The organism is Shinella sedimenti (genome assembly GCF_022601905.1).
Classification (GTDB): domain Bacteria; phylum Pseudomonadota; class Alphaproteobacteria; order Rhizobiales; family Rhizobiaceae; genus Shinella; species Shinella sedimenti.
Map to the genome: position 1 here is coordinate 183,354 of NZ_JAKVIN010000006.1, position 15,682 is coordinate 199,035.

A 15,682-nucleotide genomic window follows, 5' to 3' on the forward strand; every position below is an offset into this window, starting at 1 on the left:
TGATACTCTTCAGGAAAGGTTGGCTCGCGTCAGGAGACTGGAAAAAAGGTCGGCATAGCGGGCGGCGCTGCTTTCCCAGGAAACCTCCGCCTTCATGCCCTGGTTCTGGATGCGGCCCCAGACCTTCGGCTCCTGCCAGGCCTTGAAGACGCGGCGCAGCGCCTGGCGAAGGCCATCCGCATTGATGGGTGTGAACTGGAAGCCGGTCGCGACACGGGCGGAGAGGGCCGCCTCGTTGGCGTCGATAACGGTGTCGGCAAGGCCGCCGGTACGAGCGACGACGGGAATGCAACCATAGCGCAGGCCGTAGAGCTGGGTGAGGCCGCACGGTTCGAAGCGCGACGGGATGAGGATCGCATCTGCGCCTGCCTGCATGAGATGCGACAGCGGCTCATTGTAGCCGATGACGATGCCGATGCGTCCGCGATGCCGCGAGGCGGCAGCGAGAAGCGCGCCTTCCAAGCCCTGGTCGCCAGAGCCCAGCACCACCAGCTTTCCGCCCTGCTCGACGATCCAGTCGGTGACATCGGCGATGATGTCGATACCCTTCTGCCAGGTCAGGCGGCTGATGACGCAGAAAATCGGGCCGCCATCCTGCTCGATGTTGAAACGCTCCGCGACCGCCTGCCGGTTTACGGCGCGCTGCCTGAGCGAGCCTGCCGCATAGGGTCGGGCAATATGCGTATCGCTTTCCGGGTTCCAGACGGCCGTATCGATCCCGTTGACGATGCCCTCGAGGTCTGCCGAACGGGCATTGATCAGCCCTTCGAGACCCATGCCATATTCCGGCGTCATGATCTCCTGGGCGTAAGTCGGGCTGACGGTGGTGATCGACCACGCCGTGCGCAAACCGCCTTTCAGAAAACCGACATCACCGTAGTACTCCAGCCCGTCGACGGCAAAGGCTTGGGGCGGAAGACGCAGCTTGTCGAAGATGTCGGCACCGAACTGGCCCTGGAAGGCCAGGTTGTGCACGGTAAGGATAGTCGGGATGTGCTGCAGACCGGTGTAGCGCATGTAGACCGGGGTCATCGCGGCCTGCCAGTCATGAGCCTGAACGATATCCGGTCGCCAGTCAGGCAACAGGCCGCGGGCGACTTCGGCCCCCGCAAACGAAAGAGCCGCGAAGCGCTGCCAGTTGTCGACGAAGTCGTTGCCACTGCCGTCTGTATAGGGGCCGCCCGGTCTGTCGAAGAAGGTGGGTGCGTCGAGCACGAGGAGATCGAGCCCCTCGTGCGTCACTGCGAGAATGCGGGCAGGCTCGCCGAGGAGACCGTCGAAGGTGGCGACAACCTTTGGTCCGGTGAGGCGCTGCATGACGATAGGATAACCGGGCATCAGCGTACGTACGCGTATTCCATGTCCGGCCAGCGCGAGCGGCAGCGCCCCGGCAACGTCGGCCAGGCCTCCCGTCTTGATGAGCGGGAACACTTCGGATGCCACCGAAAGGATATTCATGTCCGGGTTAGAGCTCCAGCTTGTCGATCATGTTCTGCGTGATGAGGCATATTCCGTTTTCCGAGCGACGGAAGTGCTTGGCATCGAGTTCCGGATCCTCGCCGACGACAAGGCCCTCGGGGATGACGACGCCGCGATCGATGACGACATTCCGAAGCTGCGCGTGCCGGCCGATCATCACATTGGGCAACACCACCGCACCATCGAGGCGCGAGTAGGAATTTGCCCGCACGCCGGTGAAGAGAAGGCTGCGGTGCAGCGTGGAGCCGGAAATGATGCAGTCGCCCGAGACGAGTGAGGAGATCGCCGAGCCACGGCGGTTTTCGTCGTCATGCACGAACTTGGCCGGCGGCTTGATCTCGGCGAAGGTCCAGATCGGCCAGGAGCTGTCATAAATGTCGAGTTCCGGCGTGATGTGGGTCAGGTCGATATTAGCCTGCCAATAGGCATCGACCGTACCGACGTCGCGCCAATAGGCCTCGCGTTCGAAATCGGAGCGCACGCAGGAGGCGGTGAAGCGGTGCGCCACTGCTTTCCCGTGCTGCACGATATAGGGAATGATGTCCTTGCCGAAATCGCGGCTGGAGGTCGGGTCGGCAGCGTCGCGGCGCAGCAGGTCCATCAGGAACTTCGTGTGGAACACGTAGATGCCCATGGAGGCGAGCGCCATCTCCGGATTGCCCGGAATGCCCGGCGGGTCTGCCGGCTTTTCCACAAAGGCGATGATCTCGTCCTTCTCGTCCACATGCATGACGCCGAATCCGGTCGCCTCCATGCGCGGGACTTCCAGGCAACCGATGGTGACCTGCGCGCCGGAGTCCACGTGCTGCTGAAGCATCAGCTCGTAGTCCATCTTGTAAATATGGTCGCCGGCTAGGATGACCATGTATTCGACGCCGTAATCCTCGATGATATCGATGTTCTGGTAGACGGCGTCCGCGGTGCCTTCATACCATTGCGTCTCGGAGACGCGCTGGGAAGCGGGGAGGATGTCGAAGCTTTCGTTGCGTTCGGGGCGGAAGAAGTTCCAGCCACGCTGCAAATGGCGGATCAGCGAATGCGCCTTGTACTGGGTGGCCACCCCGATGCGGCGGATACCGGAGTTCAGCGCATTGGACAGCGCGAAATCGATGATGCGCGCCTTGCCGCCAAAATAGACAGCGGGTTTCGCCCGCCGGTCCGTCAGTTCCTTCAGGCGGCTGCCGCGCCCGCCGGCTAGAACATAGGCCATGGCGTCACGGGCAAGGGGTTGAATGCGCTTCTGCTCCATAGGTGTCCTCCCGATTCTTGTTTTATGCATCCAGCTCGAGCATCAGCGTCGCCAACGGCGGCAGCGTGATATTGGCTGTTATCGTTCCATCGCCGTGTTTTTTTGCCTGGACGGCGCCGCCATTCCCCTTGCCGCTGCCGCCATAGATTTCGGCATCGGTGTTCAGTATTTCCCGCCACCGTCCCTCCATCGGAAGCGGCACGCCGTAGTTCTCGCGGTAAACGGGCGTGAAATTCGTAACGATGGCGATCGGCTTTTCGCCCGGCGCCTTTCGCAACCATGCGAAGACGGAGTTCTCGCGGTCGTCGGCGATCAGCCATTCGAAGCCGTCGCCTTCGCAATCGCGCGCGTGCAGCGCAGCCTTGCGGCGATAGGTGCCGTTGAGGTCACGCACGAGCCGGCGCATGCCTTCATGCAGCGGATATTCCAGCAGATTCCAGTCGAGCGACCGTTCCTCGCTCCATTCCTGCCATTGGGCGAATTCCTGGCCCATGAACAGGAGCTTCTTGCCCGGATAGCCCCACATGAAGCCGTAATAGGCTCTGAGATTGGCGAATTTCTGCCAGTCGTCTCCCTGCATCTTGGCAATCAGCGAGCCCTTGCCGTGCACCACCTCGTCATGGCTGAGCGGCAGCACGAAGTTTTCCGTGAAGGCATAGAGCAGGCCGAAGGTCATGTCGTTGTGGTGGAACTTGCGATGAACAGGCTCGCGCGACAGATATTGCAGGGTGTCGTGCATGAAACCCATGTTCCACTTGAAGCCGAAGCCGAGGCCGCCGTCGTGCACCGGCGCGGAAACCTTCGGCCAGGATGTGGATTCCTCGGCAATGGTCAGCACGCCGGGGTGAGCGGCATAGACGCGCGCGTTCATCGACTGGAGGAACCGCACGGCCTCGAGGTTCTCGTTGCCGCCATACTCGTTCGGCACCCATTCGCCGTGCTTGCGGGAATAGTCGAGATAGAGCATCGAGGCGACGGCATCGACACGCAGGCCATCGAGGTGGAATTTCTCGGTCCAGTACAGCGCGTTGTTGACGAGGTAGGAGAGGACTTCTGCCCGGCCGAAATTGTAGATCGCGGTATTCCAGTCGGGATGAAAACCCTGTCGCGGATCTTCATGCTCATAGAGGGCGGTGCCGTCGAAACGGCCGAGGCCATGCGCGTCCGTCGGGAAATGCGCCGGCACCCAGTCGAGAATGACGCCGATGCCCACCTTGTGGCAGCCGTTGACGAAACGCGCGAACCCGTCCGGCTCGCCGAAGCGCGCGGTGGGCGAATAGAGGCCGGTTGTCTGGTAGCCCCACGACGGATCGAAGGGGAATTCGGAGACCGGCAGGAACTCGATATGGGTGAAGCCCATATCGACGCAGTAGGGTATGAGCCGCTCGGCCAGTTCGTCCCAGGTGAGGAAGCCGCCGCCGTGCTGGCGCTGCCAGGAACCGGCATGGACTTCGTAGATCGAGATCGGCTGGCGGCGGGCGTCAGCCTCGGCCCAATGTTTCAGATGCGCCTCGTCTTCCCATTTCTGGTCGATCTGGCCGGTGGTGACGGATGCATTCGCCGGGCGCAGTTCGGAACGACGTGCGAAAGGGTCGGCCTTGAGCGGCACGAGCGCGCCATCCGGCCCGACGATTTCGTATTTGTAGGCATGGCCGGGTCCGATTTCAGGCAGGAAGATTTCCCAGATACCGGTGTCGCGTCGCAGGCGCATCATGTGCCGGCGACCGTCCCAGGCGTTGAAGTCGCCGACGACGGAAACGCGCTTGGCATTGGGAGCCCAGACGGCAAAGTGGAAGCCGTCGACACCCTCCACCGTCATGGGATGGGCGCCCATCTTGTCGAAGAGCCGAAGATGCGAGCCTTCGCGGATATAATAATCGTCCATAGGCCCGAGAACCGGACCGAAGCTGTAGGGATCGATGACGATCCATTCTCCACTTTCATTGCGCGCATGATAGCGGATCGGCTGCAACTTTTTGACCGACACCTCGCCGGCGAATATGCCGGCCGAATCCAGCTGCTGCAAGGTTCCGACTTCCTTGCCGGTTAAGGTCTGGGCAATCACCTGTGTCGCGCCAGGCAGAAAGCATCGGGCGATATGACGGTCGCCGGAGACATGAAGGCCGAGAACTGCGAACGGATCCCAGTGCCGGCTTTCGAGGATTGCGTCGATGTCCGCCTTCGCCAGAAGCTCTAACGGTTGGTCCGTCGTGCCTTTGTTCGGCGGTGTGGTCATCAAGCTCTCCAGATTTCCTTGGCGTATTGACGTATGGTCCGGTCAGAGGAAAACCAGCCCATGCGCGCTGTGTTCCGGATTGTTTTTGAATACCACGACGTTTTATCGTTCCAGATGCCGTCCACCTCGCGCTGAGCCTTGGCATACGCGTCGAAGTCGGCGGCCACCATGAACCAGTCGTGATTGTAGATACCGTCCACGAGGCCGGTGAAACGATTGCGGTCGTCGGGGGAAAAGACGCCGGAGGAGATGGCGGCGAGCGCCTGCGAAAGCTCTTTCGACTGCTCGATGATGGCGCGCGGATTGTGCCCCTCGGCCCGCACCGTTGCGACCTCTTCGGCCGTCATGCCGAAGATGACGATGTTTTCTTCGCCGACATGATCACGCATTTCGACATTGGCGCCATCGAGCGTCCCGATGGTGAGCGCGCCGTTCAGCGCGAACTTCATGTTGCCGGTACCCGATGCTTCCATGCCCGCGGTGGAGATCTGCTCCGACAGGTCTGCTGCAGGAACCATGATCTCCGCAAGCGAGACATTGTAGTTCGGCACGAAGACGACCTTGAGCAGGCCGCGCACGGCCGGGTCGTTGTTGATCACGCGGGCGACGTCGTTCGCCAGCTTGATGATGAGCTTGGCGTTGTGATAGCTCGGCGCCGCCTTGCCGGCGAAGAGCTTGACGCGAGGCGTCCAGTCGAGTTCGGGATGCGAGCGGATTTGGTCGTAGAGCGCGACGGCCTCGATGATGTTGAGAAGCTGGCGCTTGTATTCGTGGATGCGCTTGATCTGGATGTCGAACATCGCGGTCGGATCGATGCGCACGCCCATGCGGCTGCCGACGAGATTGGCAAGGCGATTCTTGTTGTCGCGCTTGATCGCGGCGAAACGCTCCTGGAAATCCCTGTTGTCGGCGAACGCGTCGAGTGCTGTCAGGGCCTCGGCGTCGTCCATGAAGGCGTCGCCGATCGACTCGCGGATCAGGTTGAACAGGCCCGGATTGCACTGCATCAGCCAGCGACGCGGCGTGATACCGTTCGTCTTGTTGTTGATGCGGTCGGGGTAGAGCTTGTGAAGGTCCGCAAAGACGGTTTCCTTCATGAGTTCCGTGTGGAGCGCGGAAACGCCGTTGATCGAGTGGGAGCCGACGAAGGCGAGGTTGCCCATGCGCACGCGCCGTTCGCCCGATTCCTCGATCAGCGATATGCTGCGGATCCGCTGGTCCTCGAAATCCTTTTCCTTGCGGGCCTCCAGAAGGATCTTCGCGTTGATCGCGTAGACGATCTGCATGTGTCGCGGCAGCAGGCGTTCGAACAGCGGAACCGGCCAGCTTTCAAGCGCTTCTGGAAGAAGCGTGTGGTTGGTGTAGGAAAAGGTGCGGCGCGAGATATCCCAGGCCGTATCGAAATCCAGGCCATGCACATCGCTCAGCAGGCGCACGAGCTCTGCGACGGAGACGGCGGGATGCGTGTCATTGAGCTGGATGGCCACGGCGTCCGGCAGCGATGTGAAATCCGGGTACTGCTGGAGATGGCGACGCAGGATGTCCTGCAGCGAGGCCGAACAGAAAAAGAATTCCTGGCGCAGGCGCAGTTCCTGGCCGGCCGGTGTGGCGTCCGCGGGGTAGAGAACACGCGTGAGGCTTTCGGCCTTGTTGCTTTCCTTCAGTGCGCCGATGTGGTCGCCGGCGTTGAACGCCTCAAGAAGGATCGGATCGATCGGGTTGGCGGCCCAAAGACGCAGCGTGTTGACGCGCTTCGCCCGCCAGCCGACGGCCGGCGTATCGTAAGCGGTCGCGATAACGCGCTCAGCAGGCTTCCAGACGAAGCGCTGCTTGGCCTCGCCGATATTGATCGTTTCGACGATACCGCCATAGCCGATCTCGTAGGAACTCTCGCGCCGCTCGAACTCCCAGGGGTTGCCATGGGCAAGCCAGGTTTCGGGCAGTTCCACCTGCCAGCCATCCGCCATCTGTTGGCGGAAAAGGCCGTGCACGTAACGGATGCCGTAGCCGTAGGCCGGCACATCCACCGTGGCCATGCTTTCCATGAAGCAGGCGGCCAGACGGCCCAAGCCGCCATTGCCGAGGGCGGCATCCGGCTCCAGCTCCGCGATGACATCGATATCGACGCCGAGCGAGGCGAGGGCCTGGCGCATTTCCTCCATGATGCCGATATTCGTCATGGCATCGCGCATGAGGCGGCCGATGAGGAACTCCAGCGACAGATAGTAGACGCGCTTGGCGCCCGTCGCATAGGTGCGGCGGGTCGAGTCCATCCAGGCGTCGGTGATGCGGTCGCGGGCGACGAGAATGGCGGCCGTCAGCCAGTCATGCGGCTTGGCCACTTTCGGGTCCTTGCCGATGCGGTATTTAAGGCGTTCCAGAAGCTCGATCGCCAGTTGTTCGACATTTGAGGTGCGGAGCGCCGGAGCGAGGTCGCTGCTGTTAACCCGGTTCATCATCGGTGAACTATGCCCCTCGCGTCATTCTGTTTTCGGTGCTTCGAAAAGCGCGTTTAAATCAATTTATGCATCTATCCGAAGCGCTTGCAATATGCGTTTTCAAGAAAGGACGCATGCATTTTAAGTGGAGCTAAAGGACTATGAAAATGACAAAAAGACCGCTGTACGGACGCACAGCGGTCGTATTTTGAGACGTTGACTGTTTATTTCGTCAGACGAGAGACGACGGCGGCGGTTTGCGAGCCGATGACACTGAAAGCGCTGACGAGGGATTCTACATTTTCCGCCGCAAAATAATGCTGCTCGGTCGTCGCACAATACTTCAGGAGCTTCTGACCGCGTGCGGGCGCGAGAAAGGCAACGGCATAAACCTCGATATTTGCGGTTCGAGCCTCATCGCAACTGATCTTCGTATGCCGATCCGCCTCGGTATCGCTAGCCTGTTTTCTATAGTGCGTGTTCTCACCATCGGTCATGAAGACGATATAGCGGTTTGGCGTCTTGCCATTCTTGGTCTGGTGCGCCGTAAGTTCGCTTGCATCCTTGAGCCTTTTAACGGCTTCGGCGAAGGCGTCGCTTGAATCGGTTCCTCCCGTTGGCATTCTGGGTATTGCGTTGACATAATCGACCACGCTCTTCGTGCCCCACGCGAGGGCTGAAATCTGCGGCCATATTATATCGTTGTAAGAGGAAGCGCCCATGCGGACATATTGAGCATTCGGGTCAGCCTTGTTCATCTGCGTGGCGAGAGTTCCAACCGCTCTTTTAAGAGCATTGATTTTTGGAACGTAGCAAGGCTTGCTCTTTTTTAGGTTCGTTTGTTCGTTCCAGTTGGAACTTGTGAAATTCTGGCACGGATTATCTTTGCTCTCGATCTCAGTGGTAATAAACGACATCGAGCCGGAGCGGTCCAGCACGAGGAACATCGAGAAGGCATTCTTTGATTCCGTCGCGGAAACACTTTCGGCCGTGCTGGCTGCTGCAAGCTTGATCGTGCTGTGACCCAAAAGACGTGTGAAGACGCTGAACTTGACAGAGTAGCTTGTGGCAATGTCAACCGTGTAGGATTTGCCATTGTTCTGGATCGCTGTTTCCTTGATGTCGATGACTGGCGCGTCATCAACGAGCGTCTTGTCGCCTTCCTTGACGATCCCCGACGTGCCGCTCATCTGAAGGGCGAAAAGTTCGGCGGCAATCTTCTTGGCTTCGGCGGCCGTCTTGTTGTCGTTGGCCAATGCTGATGCCGCCGCGAGTGCGGCCGCATCCGATGCATCCTGGAGTTCGGCTTTCGCCAGAACCATCTTGGTCATGTCGATGGCGACGCCGCCGGCGGCGAGGATGACGGGTATCGTAACTGCCGTCACCATGGCGAAATTGCCGAGACGATCCTTCAGCAACCGCGAGAGGATCGCCGGTCCTTGTATCTTCTTCGTCATGAGATGCCACCCGCCATTGCCCTAATGTGCGGTCAACCTATCAGCGAAGTCTTATTCAACGGTTTGAAGGCTTGGTATAGTTTTCGTAAAATTGCGCCCATCCCGCAATTCCGACCATGGTTCTGTTCCCAAACGGGAATTCAGCCCGGCTGGCGCACGGGAACGACGTCGACCGCGTGGGTGGTCTGGTGTTCGCCATAGCCCTTGAGAACGCCGATCACCGGGACGACATCGGAATAGTCGCGGCCATAGGCGACAACGATATGGTCATTGCCGGCGGGAATATCGTTGGTCGGGTCGAGTTCCATCCAGCCGTTGACCCGGCCGCACCAATAGCGCACCCAAGCATGCATGGCGTCCGCGCCCTCAAGGCGTTCCTTGCCCGGCGGTGGAATGGTGCGCAGGAAGCCGCTGACATAGCCCGCGGGTATGCCGAGACTGCGCAGCGCAACGATCATCACATGAGAAAAGTCCTGGCAGACGCCACGTTTCAGCTTGAAGGCCTCGCGCGGGGTCGTGTCCACGCTCGTTGCCTCCGCGTCGTAGGTGAAGTCCTTGTGAATCCGCGCGCAGATGGCCGCGGCGATCTCGCGGACCGTCATATCAGGATTGACGATACCCCTAGCATAGTCGGTGATTTCAGGGCAGTCCTTCAGGCGCGGGCTGGAGCCGGTGTAATGATGCGGCGAGTTGGCATCGAGTGACCAGTGTCCGGCGATCTCCGACGGCAGGGCGTCCAGACGCGGCGAAAAATCCGCGGCGGCCTGCGGCACGTCGACATGAACGCGGGCCTGCATGCGGATGTCCAGGCGCTCGTGGTTGCTGCGAAACAGGATCGCGCTCATCGGATTTTCGAAGAAGTCGCTGTGATCGACGCGCTCGCCGGGCACCGGCGCCACGCCGATCGTCCCGGCCACCAGCCGCTGGCGCCGGCCCAGCGAAAGCGGCAGCACGCGCACGATATGCCGGCCGCCGGAGACCGGTGTGTCGTAGAGATAGCCGATGTGAAGGTTGACGTCGTAGAGCATGGTCACAGCGTCGTCCTCCAACTCAGCTCAGATAGGTTTGCGCGAGGATGTCGGACAGCTTTTCGAGCTCCGCCTCGAAGCGCTTGTAGACGGCGTCCGTCATCGTCTCCGGCGTCATTACGGCAAGACCGGCATGCAGGCGCATCGCCTCGCGGTAGAACGGCGACATCTGGCCGTTGGCATAGGCGTTCGGCAGTTGCTCGACCTCGTTCTTGATCTCGTTGAGCTGGTAGAGGATCGAGCGGGGATTGAGCGGATCGAGCGCCAGAAGGTCGGTCACGGTGAGGCGCGCGGTGGCGACGTTATAGCGGCGACGATGGGTCATCACGCTATCGCCGATCTCAAGCAGCATGTCGAGCGCCCCGTCAGGTGCATCCTCGCCCGACATGTGGCCGAGAAGGCGCGTCATGTGCAGACCGCGCTCGAGATAGCGACCGATGGACAGGAAGCGCCAGCCGGTGAAGCGATACATGTTTTCGTGCACGAGGCCTGCGAAGCCGGCGAGCTTGCGCAACAGCACGGTCATCGCGCGTGTGGCGTCGTCACCCGGCTCGATGCTGACATGGAAGCGCCGGGCTGTCTTCGACAGGTCGTTCAGCGCCAGCCAGCCATCGGGTGAGAAGCGGTCACGGATGTTGCTGGCGGAGAAGACGGCGCTGTCGATATTGCGGATGAGGCTTGTCGGCACGGCTTCCGATGTGTCGATGTCGAGCGCATCGAGATAATCGGTGACATCCTTCAGCAGCGGCTGGGACGGGTCGGCGTATTCAGCATAGCGGCCATGCCAGGCGCGCAGGATGCGCAATGCCCCTTCGGCACGTTCGATGTAGCGACCGAGCCAGAAGAGGTTGTCGGCCGCGCGGCTCGGCAGGCTGCCGGGCATGTTGCGGATGAACATCTCTTCCGCCGGCAGCAGGCTGGTGCGCTCCACCGGTTTGCGGCTGACGATCCAGACATCCGCCGCCGAGCCGCCTTCCTGCATGGCGATCGCGGAGACATTGTCGCCGGCACCGATGCGGGCAAAGCCGCCGGGCATGATCTGCCAGCCGTCGCGGGTGCGCGCAGCGAACACACGCAGCGACATCGGCCGCGGCACAAGCTTGCCGTCAACGAAGGCGGGGGTTGTGGAGAGCGTGACGGCTTCCTGCCCGACGAGCCTCGGCCCATCCGTTTCCAGCCACTCCGTAATCGATTGTCTTGCCGTTTCGCGCAGCGAAGAACCGAGGACGGACTGCTCGTTGTCATCGAAGAACGGGCGTGTCGAATAGGCCGGACCGACGATCATGCGCTCGATATGGCCCGCGACATGGGCGCGCTCGTCTTCCTGGCCGCACCACCAGGTGGCAATGGAGGGAAGGCGTTGGTCCTCGCCAAGCAGATGGCGACAGATATTGGGCAGGAAGGAAAGGAAGGCGCGTGTTTCAACGATACCGGCGCCGAGCGCGTTGACGAAGGTCACAGAGCCGGCGCGTAACGCCTCGACCATGCCTGGCGTACCGATATGGGAATTCTGGTTCAGCTCCAGCGGGTCGGCGAAGGCGGCATCGAGGCGTCGCCAGAGCACGCCGACAGGTTTGAGGCCCGCGACGGTGCGCACCATGACCTTGCCGCCAACGACGGTGAGGTCCTCTCCCTCCAGCAGCATGAAGCCGAGATAGCGGGCGATATAGGCGTGCTCGAAATAGGTTTCGTTGGCGAGCCCCGGCGTCAGGACGGCGATGCGGTCTTCGGCCGGCTTGCCCGCCTGCAGCGCATTGCGGAAGGCGCCGAAGAAGCCGGCGAGCCGGTGCGCATGGGTTTCGGCATACACATCGGAGAAGGCGCGTGTCGTCGCCACGCGGTTTTCCAGTGCAAAGCCTGCACCGGACGGGGCCTGGGTTCGGTCCGAAAGAACCCACCAGTTGCCGTCAGGGCCACGGCCGATCTCGAAAGACACGAAATGCAGGAAGTGCTGCCCGGCCGGCTGCACACCCACGAGCGGCCGCAGAAATTCGTTGTTGGACGCGACAAGGGCCGGTGGCAGGAGACCGTTCGCGACGAGATCGTTCTTGCCATAGATGTCGGCCACCACCGCCTCGAGCAGTTCGGCGCGCTGGACCAGCCCTCGCGAGAGGTCGTCCCATTCGGCCTCGTCTATGAGAACCGGGATGTGGGAGAGCGGCCAGGCACGGTCTGTGACCGTCTCCTTGCCATAGGCACGGTAAAAGACGCCGGCATCACGCAGGTAGCGGTCGACGCGGGCGAAGCGGCCGGAAAGCTCCGTCTCGTCCATCCGTTCGAGCGCCGAGAGGAAATGCCGCCAGACCGGACGGACATTGCCGTCCGTGTCGACCATCTCGTCCGCCACGCCAGGGAGTGGCGCATAGCCGCGGACCGGCTTTTCGGCCGCTCCGGCTTCGGGCTGTGCCTGCGCACTCGTGGTCTTCACTCACATTCTCCTAAAGGCGGCTAGAGCCCCGGCGGGCGGCGCAGATCCAGCGTCAGCGGGAAATCCGCCGACGGCGTTTCCGGCCACAGCGTGTAGCCGCCCGCCCGGTGACCCCACGGTTCGAATCGCGCCAGCCGGCGCGCCTCGGCCTCGTTTCCGTTCACCGGGAAGGTGTCATAGTTGCGTCCGCCCGGATGGGCAACGTGATAAATGCAGCCCCCGATCGCCCGCCGCGACCATGTATCATAAATGTCAAATGTAAGCGGGGCGTTGACGGGTAGCACAGGATGGAGGCCGGAGGCGGGTTGCCAGGCCTTGTAGCGCACGCCGCCGACGGAAACGCCCTGCGTGCCCGTCGGCTTGAGCGGCACCGGGCGGCCATTGCAGGCCACGGTGTAGCGCGCCGGGTTCGTTGTTTCGAGCTTCACCTGGAGGCGTTCGACAGAGGAATCGACATAGCGGACGGTGCCGCCGATCGCGCCCTGTTCGCCCATGACGTGCCATGGCTCCAGCGCTTGGCGCACCTCCAGGCCGACACCCTCATATTCCACCTCGCCACAGAAGGGAAAGCGGAACTCCAGCTGGGCGGCGAACCATTCCGGCCTGAGATCGAAGCCGTTGGCGCGCAGGTCGGCCAGCACGTCGAGAAAATCCTGCCAGACATAGTGCGGAAGCATGAAACGGTCATGCAGCGTCGTGCCCCAGCGCACGAAGCCACCTTCGGCCGGGTTCAGCCAGAAGCGGGCAATGAGCGCGCGGATCAGCAATTGCTGGGCAAGGCTCATGCGGGCATTGGGCGGCATTTCGAAACCGCGAAATTCCACAAGGCCCAGTCGTCCGGTGGGTCCATCCGGCGAGAACAGCTTGTCGATGCAGATTTCCGAGCGATGCGTGTTGCCCGTGACATCGGTGAGCAGGTTGCGGAAGAGCCTGTCGACGAGCCACGGCAGGGGCGGTGCGCCTTGGCCGGGGGGCGGAACCTGCGCGAGCGCGATCTCCAGTTCATACAGCGCATCGTGGCGCGCCTCGTCCATGCGTGGCGCCTGGCTCGTCGGGCCGATGAAGAGACCGGAGAAGAGATAGGAAAGCGAGGGGTGGCGCTGCCAGTGAAGCACGAGGCTCTTCAGCAGGTCAGGTCGGCGCAGGAACGGGCTGTCATTCGGGTTCATGCCGCCGACGACCACATGGTTGCCACCGCCCGTGCCGGTATGGCGCCCATCGATCATGAACTTGTCTGCGCCGAGCCGCGAAAGCCGCGCCTCCTCGTAGACCGCGCTGGTGATGTCGATGCAATCCTGCCAGCTGGAGGCGGGATGGATATTGACCTCGATGACACCGGGATCGGGAGCGACGCGGATGACGTTGAGACGCTCGTCCTGCGGTGGCGCATAGCCTTCGATGTGGACGGCGAGGTTGAGACGGGTCGCCGCCTGTTCTGCAGCCGTCACCAGTTCGAGGTAATCTTCCACGCGTTCGACGGGCGGCATGAAGACGCACAGCCTGCCATCGCGGGCCTCGACGCTCATGGCCGTGCGCACGGTGCCGACGATGTCGCTGCGAACCTGCTCGACGCGGCCCTGCTGCCCGGCATCACTCGCCTGAAACGACGCCTCGGCCATTGCGCGGCCGCCCTCGGCAAAGTCCGGCAGCGGCGGCTTTGCTTCCGAGGGATCGGCTGGATTGATGTAGGGATAATCCGATGGCGGCAGGTAGGGCAGGGCGCCGAGCGGCAGGCGATAGCCTACGGGGCTGTCGCCGGGAACAAGGAAGATCTTGCCGCGGCGCGTCTGCCATCGCTCGCTGATCCAGCGCTTGCCGGTCGCCTTTGCGTTCCACGCCTGCACCGGCAGGATGTGGCCGGTCGGTTTGGTAAGGCCGCGCTCGAAGACGCGCGCGATGCGGTTACGCTCCTCTGGGTCTTCGAGTTTCGAGTTCGACGGATCGACATTGTCTGGCAGGTTGCCTTCTTTGATGATCCACTCAGCAGGATCCTCGTAGGCGGGCTGGACCAGATCGGGCGCGAGACCAAGTTCCTGCGCGACAGCGCCGAGAAGGGCCGCCGCGTCGGCTTCGCTCACGGCGGCATCGCTGCCTTCCTCGGCAATCAGGTCCGGATTGTGCCAGATCGGCTTGCCATCGCGTCGCCAGTAAAGCGAGAAGGTCCAGCGCGGCAGGCTTTCGCCGGGATACCACTTGCCCTGTCCGTAATGCAGGAAGCCGCCCGGCGCGAAACGCTGACGCAGGCGACGGATCAGTTGGTCGGCCTTCTCGCGTTTGGTGGGGCCGACGGCATCTGTATTCCACTCGCCCGATTCGAAATCGTCGATGGAAACGAAAGTCGGCTCGCCGCCCATGGTGAGGCGCACGTCGTTTGCCGCCAGCACGCCGTCCACATCGCGGCCGAGCGCATTCAGCGCTTCCCAGCTTTCTTCGGAGAAAGGCTTTGTGATGCGCGGATGCTCGGCCACGCGATCCACCGTCATCGCGAAATCGAACGTGGTGTTCGCCTCGCCGAAATAGCCGCCGCTGATCGGGGCCGCATTGCGGTAGTGCGGCGTGGCGGCAAGCGGTATGTGGCTCTCGCCGGTCAGGAGGCCGGATGTCGGATCGAGGCCGATCCACCCGGCGCCTGGCAGATAGACCTCGCACCAGGCATGCAGATCCGTGAAATCGACTTCGGTCCCGGAGGGGCCGTCGAGCGCCTTCAGGTCCGGCGTCAGCTGGATGAGGTAGCCGGAGACGAAGCGGGCTGCAAAGCCAAGATTGCGCAGGATCTGCACGAGCAGCCAGCTCGAATCGCGGCAAGATCCAAGGCCGACTTCCAGCGTATCTTCGGGCGTTTGCACGCCCGGTTCCATGCGGATGACATAGCCGATCTTCTGCTGGAGGCGCGCGTTCAGCCCCACGACCATGTCCACCGTGCGTTGCCCGGGTGTGCGATCGACCGTCGCCATGAAGGCTTCGAGTGCGGCGCTCATGGGTTCGGGGGTACGGTAGATCTCGAGATCTTCGCGCAGGTCTTCCGGATAGTCGAACGGCCATTGTTCCGCCTGCTCTTCGACGAAGAAGTCGAAGGGATTGTAGACGGTCATGTCAGCGACGAGGTCGACCTCGATCTTCAGTTCGGTGACCGGATCGGGAAAGACGTAGCGGGCTAGGTAATTGCCGTACGGGTCTTGCTGCAGGTTTACGAAGTGGTTTTCGGGCGAGACCTTCAGCGCGTGGCTGATTACCTTGGTCTTGGAATGTGCCGCCGGCTTCAGCCGGATGATCTGGGGTCCGAGGCGGACCGGTTTGTCGTAGATGTAATGGGTGAGGTGGTAGATACCGGCCTTGATCGACATACGCGCTCTTGTTCCCCTCGGGC

General features: G+C 61.9%; 8 protein-coding genes. All 8 read right to left on the reverse strand.

Going from position 1 to position 15,682, the window contains the following annotated elements; genetic code table 11:
• Positions 1 to 9: 9 nt before the first annotated feature.
• On the reverse strand, positions 10 to 1,458 hold the full coding sequence (gene glgA / locus MKI86_RS15200; protein WP_241601873.1) for a glycogen synthase GlgA: 1,449 nt from the start codon (positions 1,456 to 1,458) through the stop codon (positions 10 to 12).
• A 7-nt stretch (positions 1,459 to 1,465) separates the two neighbouring features.
• Complete coding sequence (gene glgC / locus MKI86_RS15205; RefSeq protein ID WP_241601875.1) at positions 1,466 to 2,728, reverse strand: glucose-1-phosphate adenylyltransferase; 1,263 nt, start codon at positions 2,726 to 2,728, stop codon at positions 1,466 to 1,468.
• 22 nt (positions 2,729 to 2,750) lie between these two features.
• Positions 2,751 to 4,964, reverse strand: coding sequence for a 1,4-alpha-glucan branching protein GlgB (gene glgB, locus MKI86_RS15210; protein WP_241601877.1), 2,214 nt, complete (start codon positions 4,962 to 4,964; stop codon positions 2,751 to 2,753).
• Positions 4,964 to 7,423 carry a glycogen/starch/alpha-glucan phosphorylase gene (locus tag MKI86_RS15215; protein WP_241601880.1) on the reverse strand — a complete coding sequence of 820 codons (2,460 nt, stop codon included), beginning with the start codon at positions 7,421 to 7,423 and terminating at the stop codon, positions 4,964 to 4,966. Before MKI86_RS15215 ends, glgB begins: the two co-directional genes overlap by 1 nt.
• Positions 7,424 to 7,626: 203 nt before the next feature.
• Entirely contained in the window at positions 7,627 to 8,859 is a 1,233-nt protein-coding gene (locus MKI86_RS15220) for a vWA domain-containing protein (protein ID WP_241601882.1), read from the reverse strand.
• A 140-nt stretch (positions 8,860 to 8,999) separates the two neighbouring features.
• Entirely contained in the window at positions 9,000 to 9,887 is an 888-nt protein-coding gene (locus MKI86_RS15225) for a transglutaminase family protein (RefSeq protein ID WP_241602528.1), read from the reverse strand.
• A 22-nt stretch (positions 9,888 to 9,909) separates the two neighbouring features.
• Complete coding sequence (locus MKI86_RS15230; protein WP_241601883.1) at positions 9,910 to 12,315, reverse strand: circularly permuted type 2 ATP-grasp protein; 2,406 nt, start codon at positions 12,313 to 12,315, stop codon at positions 9,910 to 9,912.
• 20 nt (positions 12,316 to 12,335) lie between these two features.
• Positions 12,336 to 15,659, reverse strand: coding sequence for a transglutaminase family protein (locus MKI86_RS15235; RefSeq protein ID WP_241601885.1), 3,324 nt, complete (start codon positions 15,657 to 15,659; stop codon positions 12,336 to 12,338).
• Between the last annotated feature and the right edge of the window lie 23 nt (positions 15,660 to 15,682).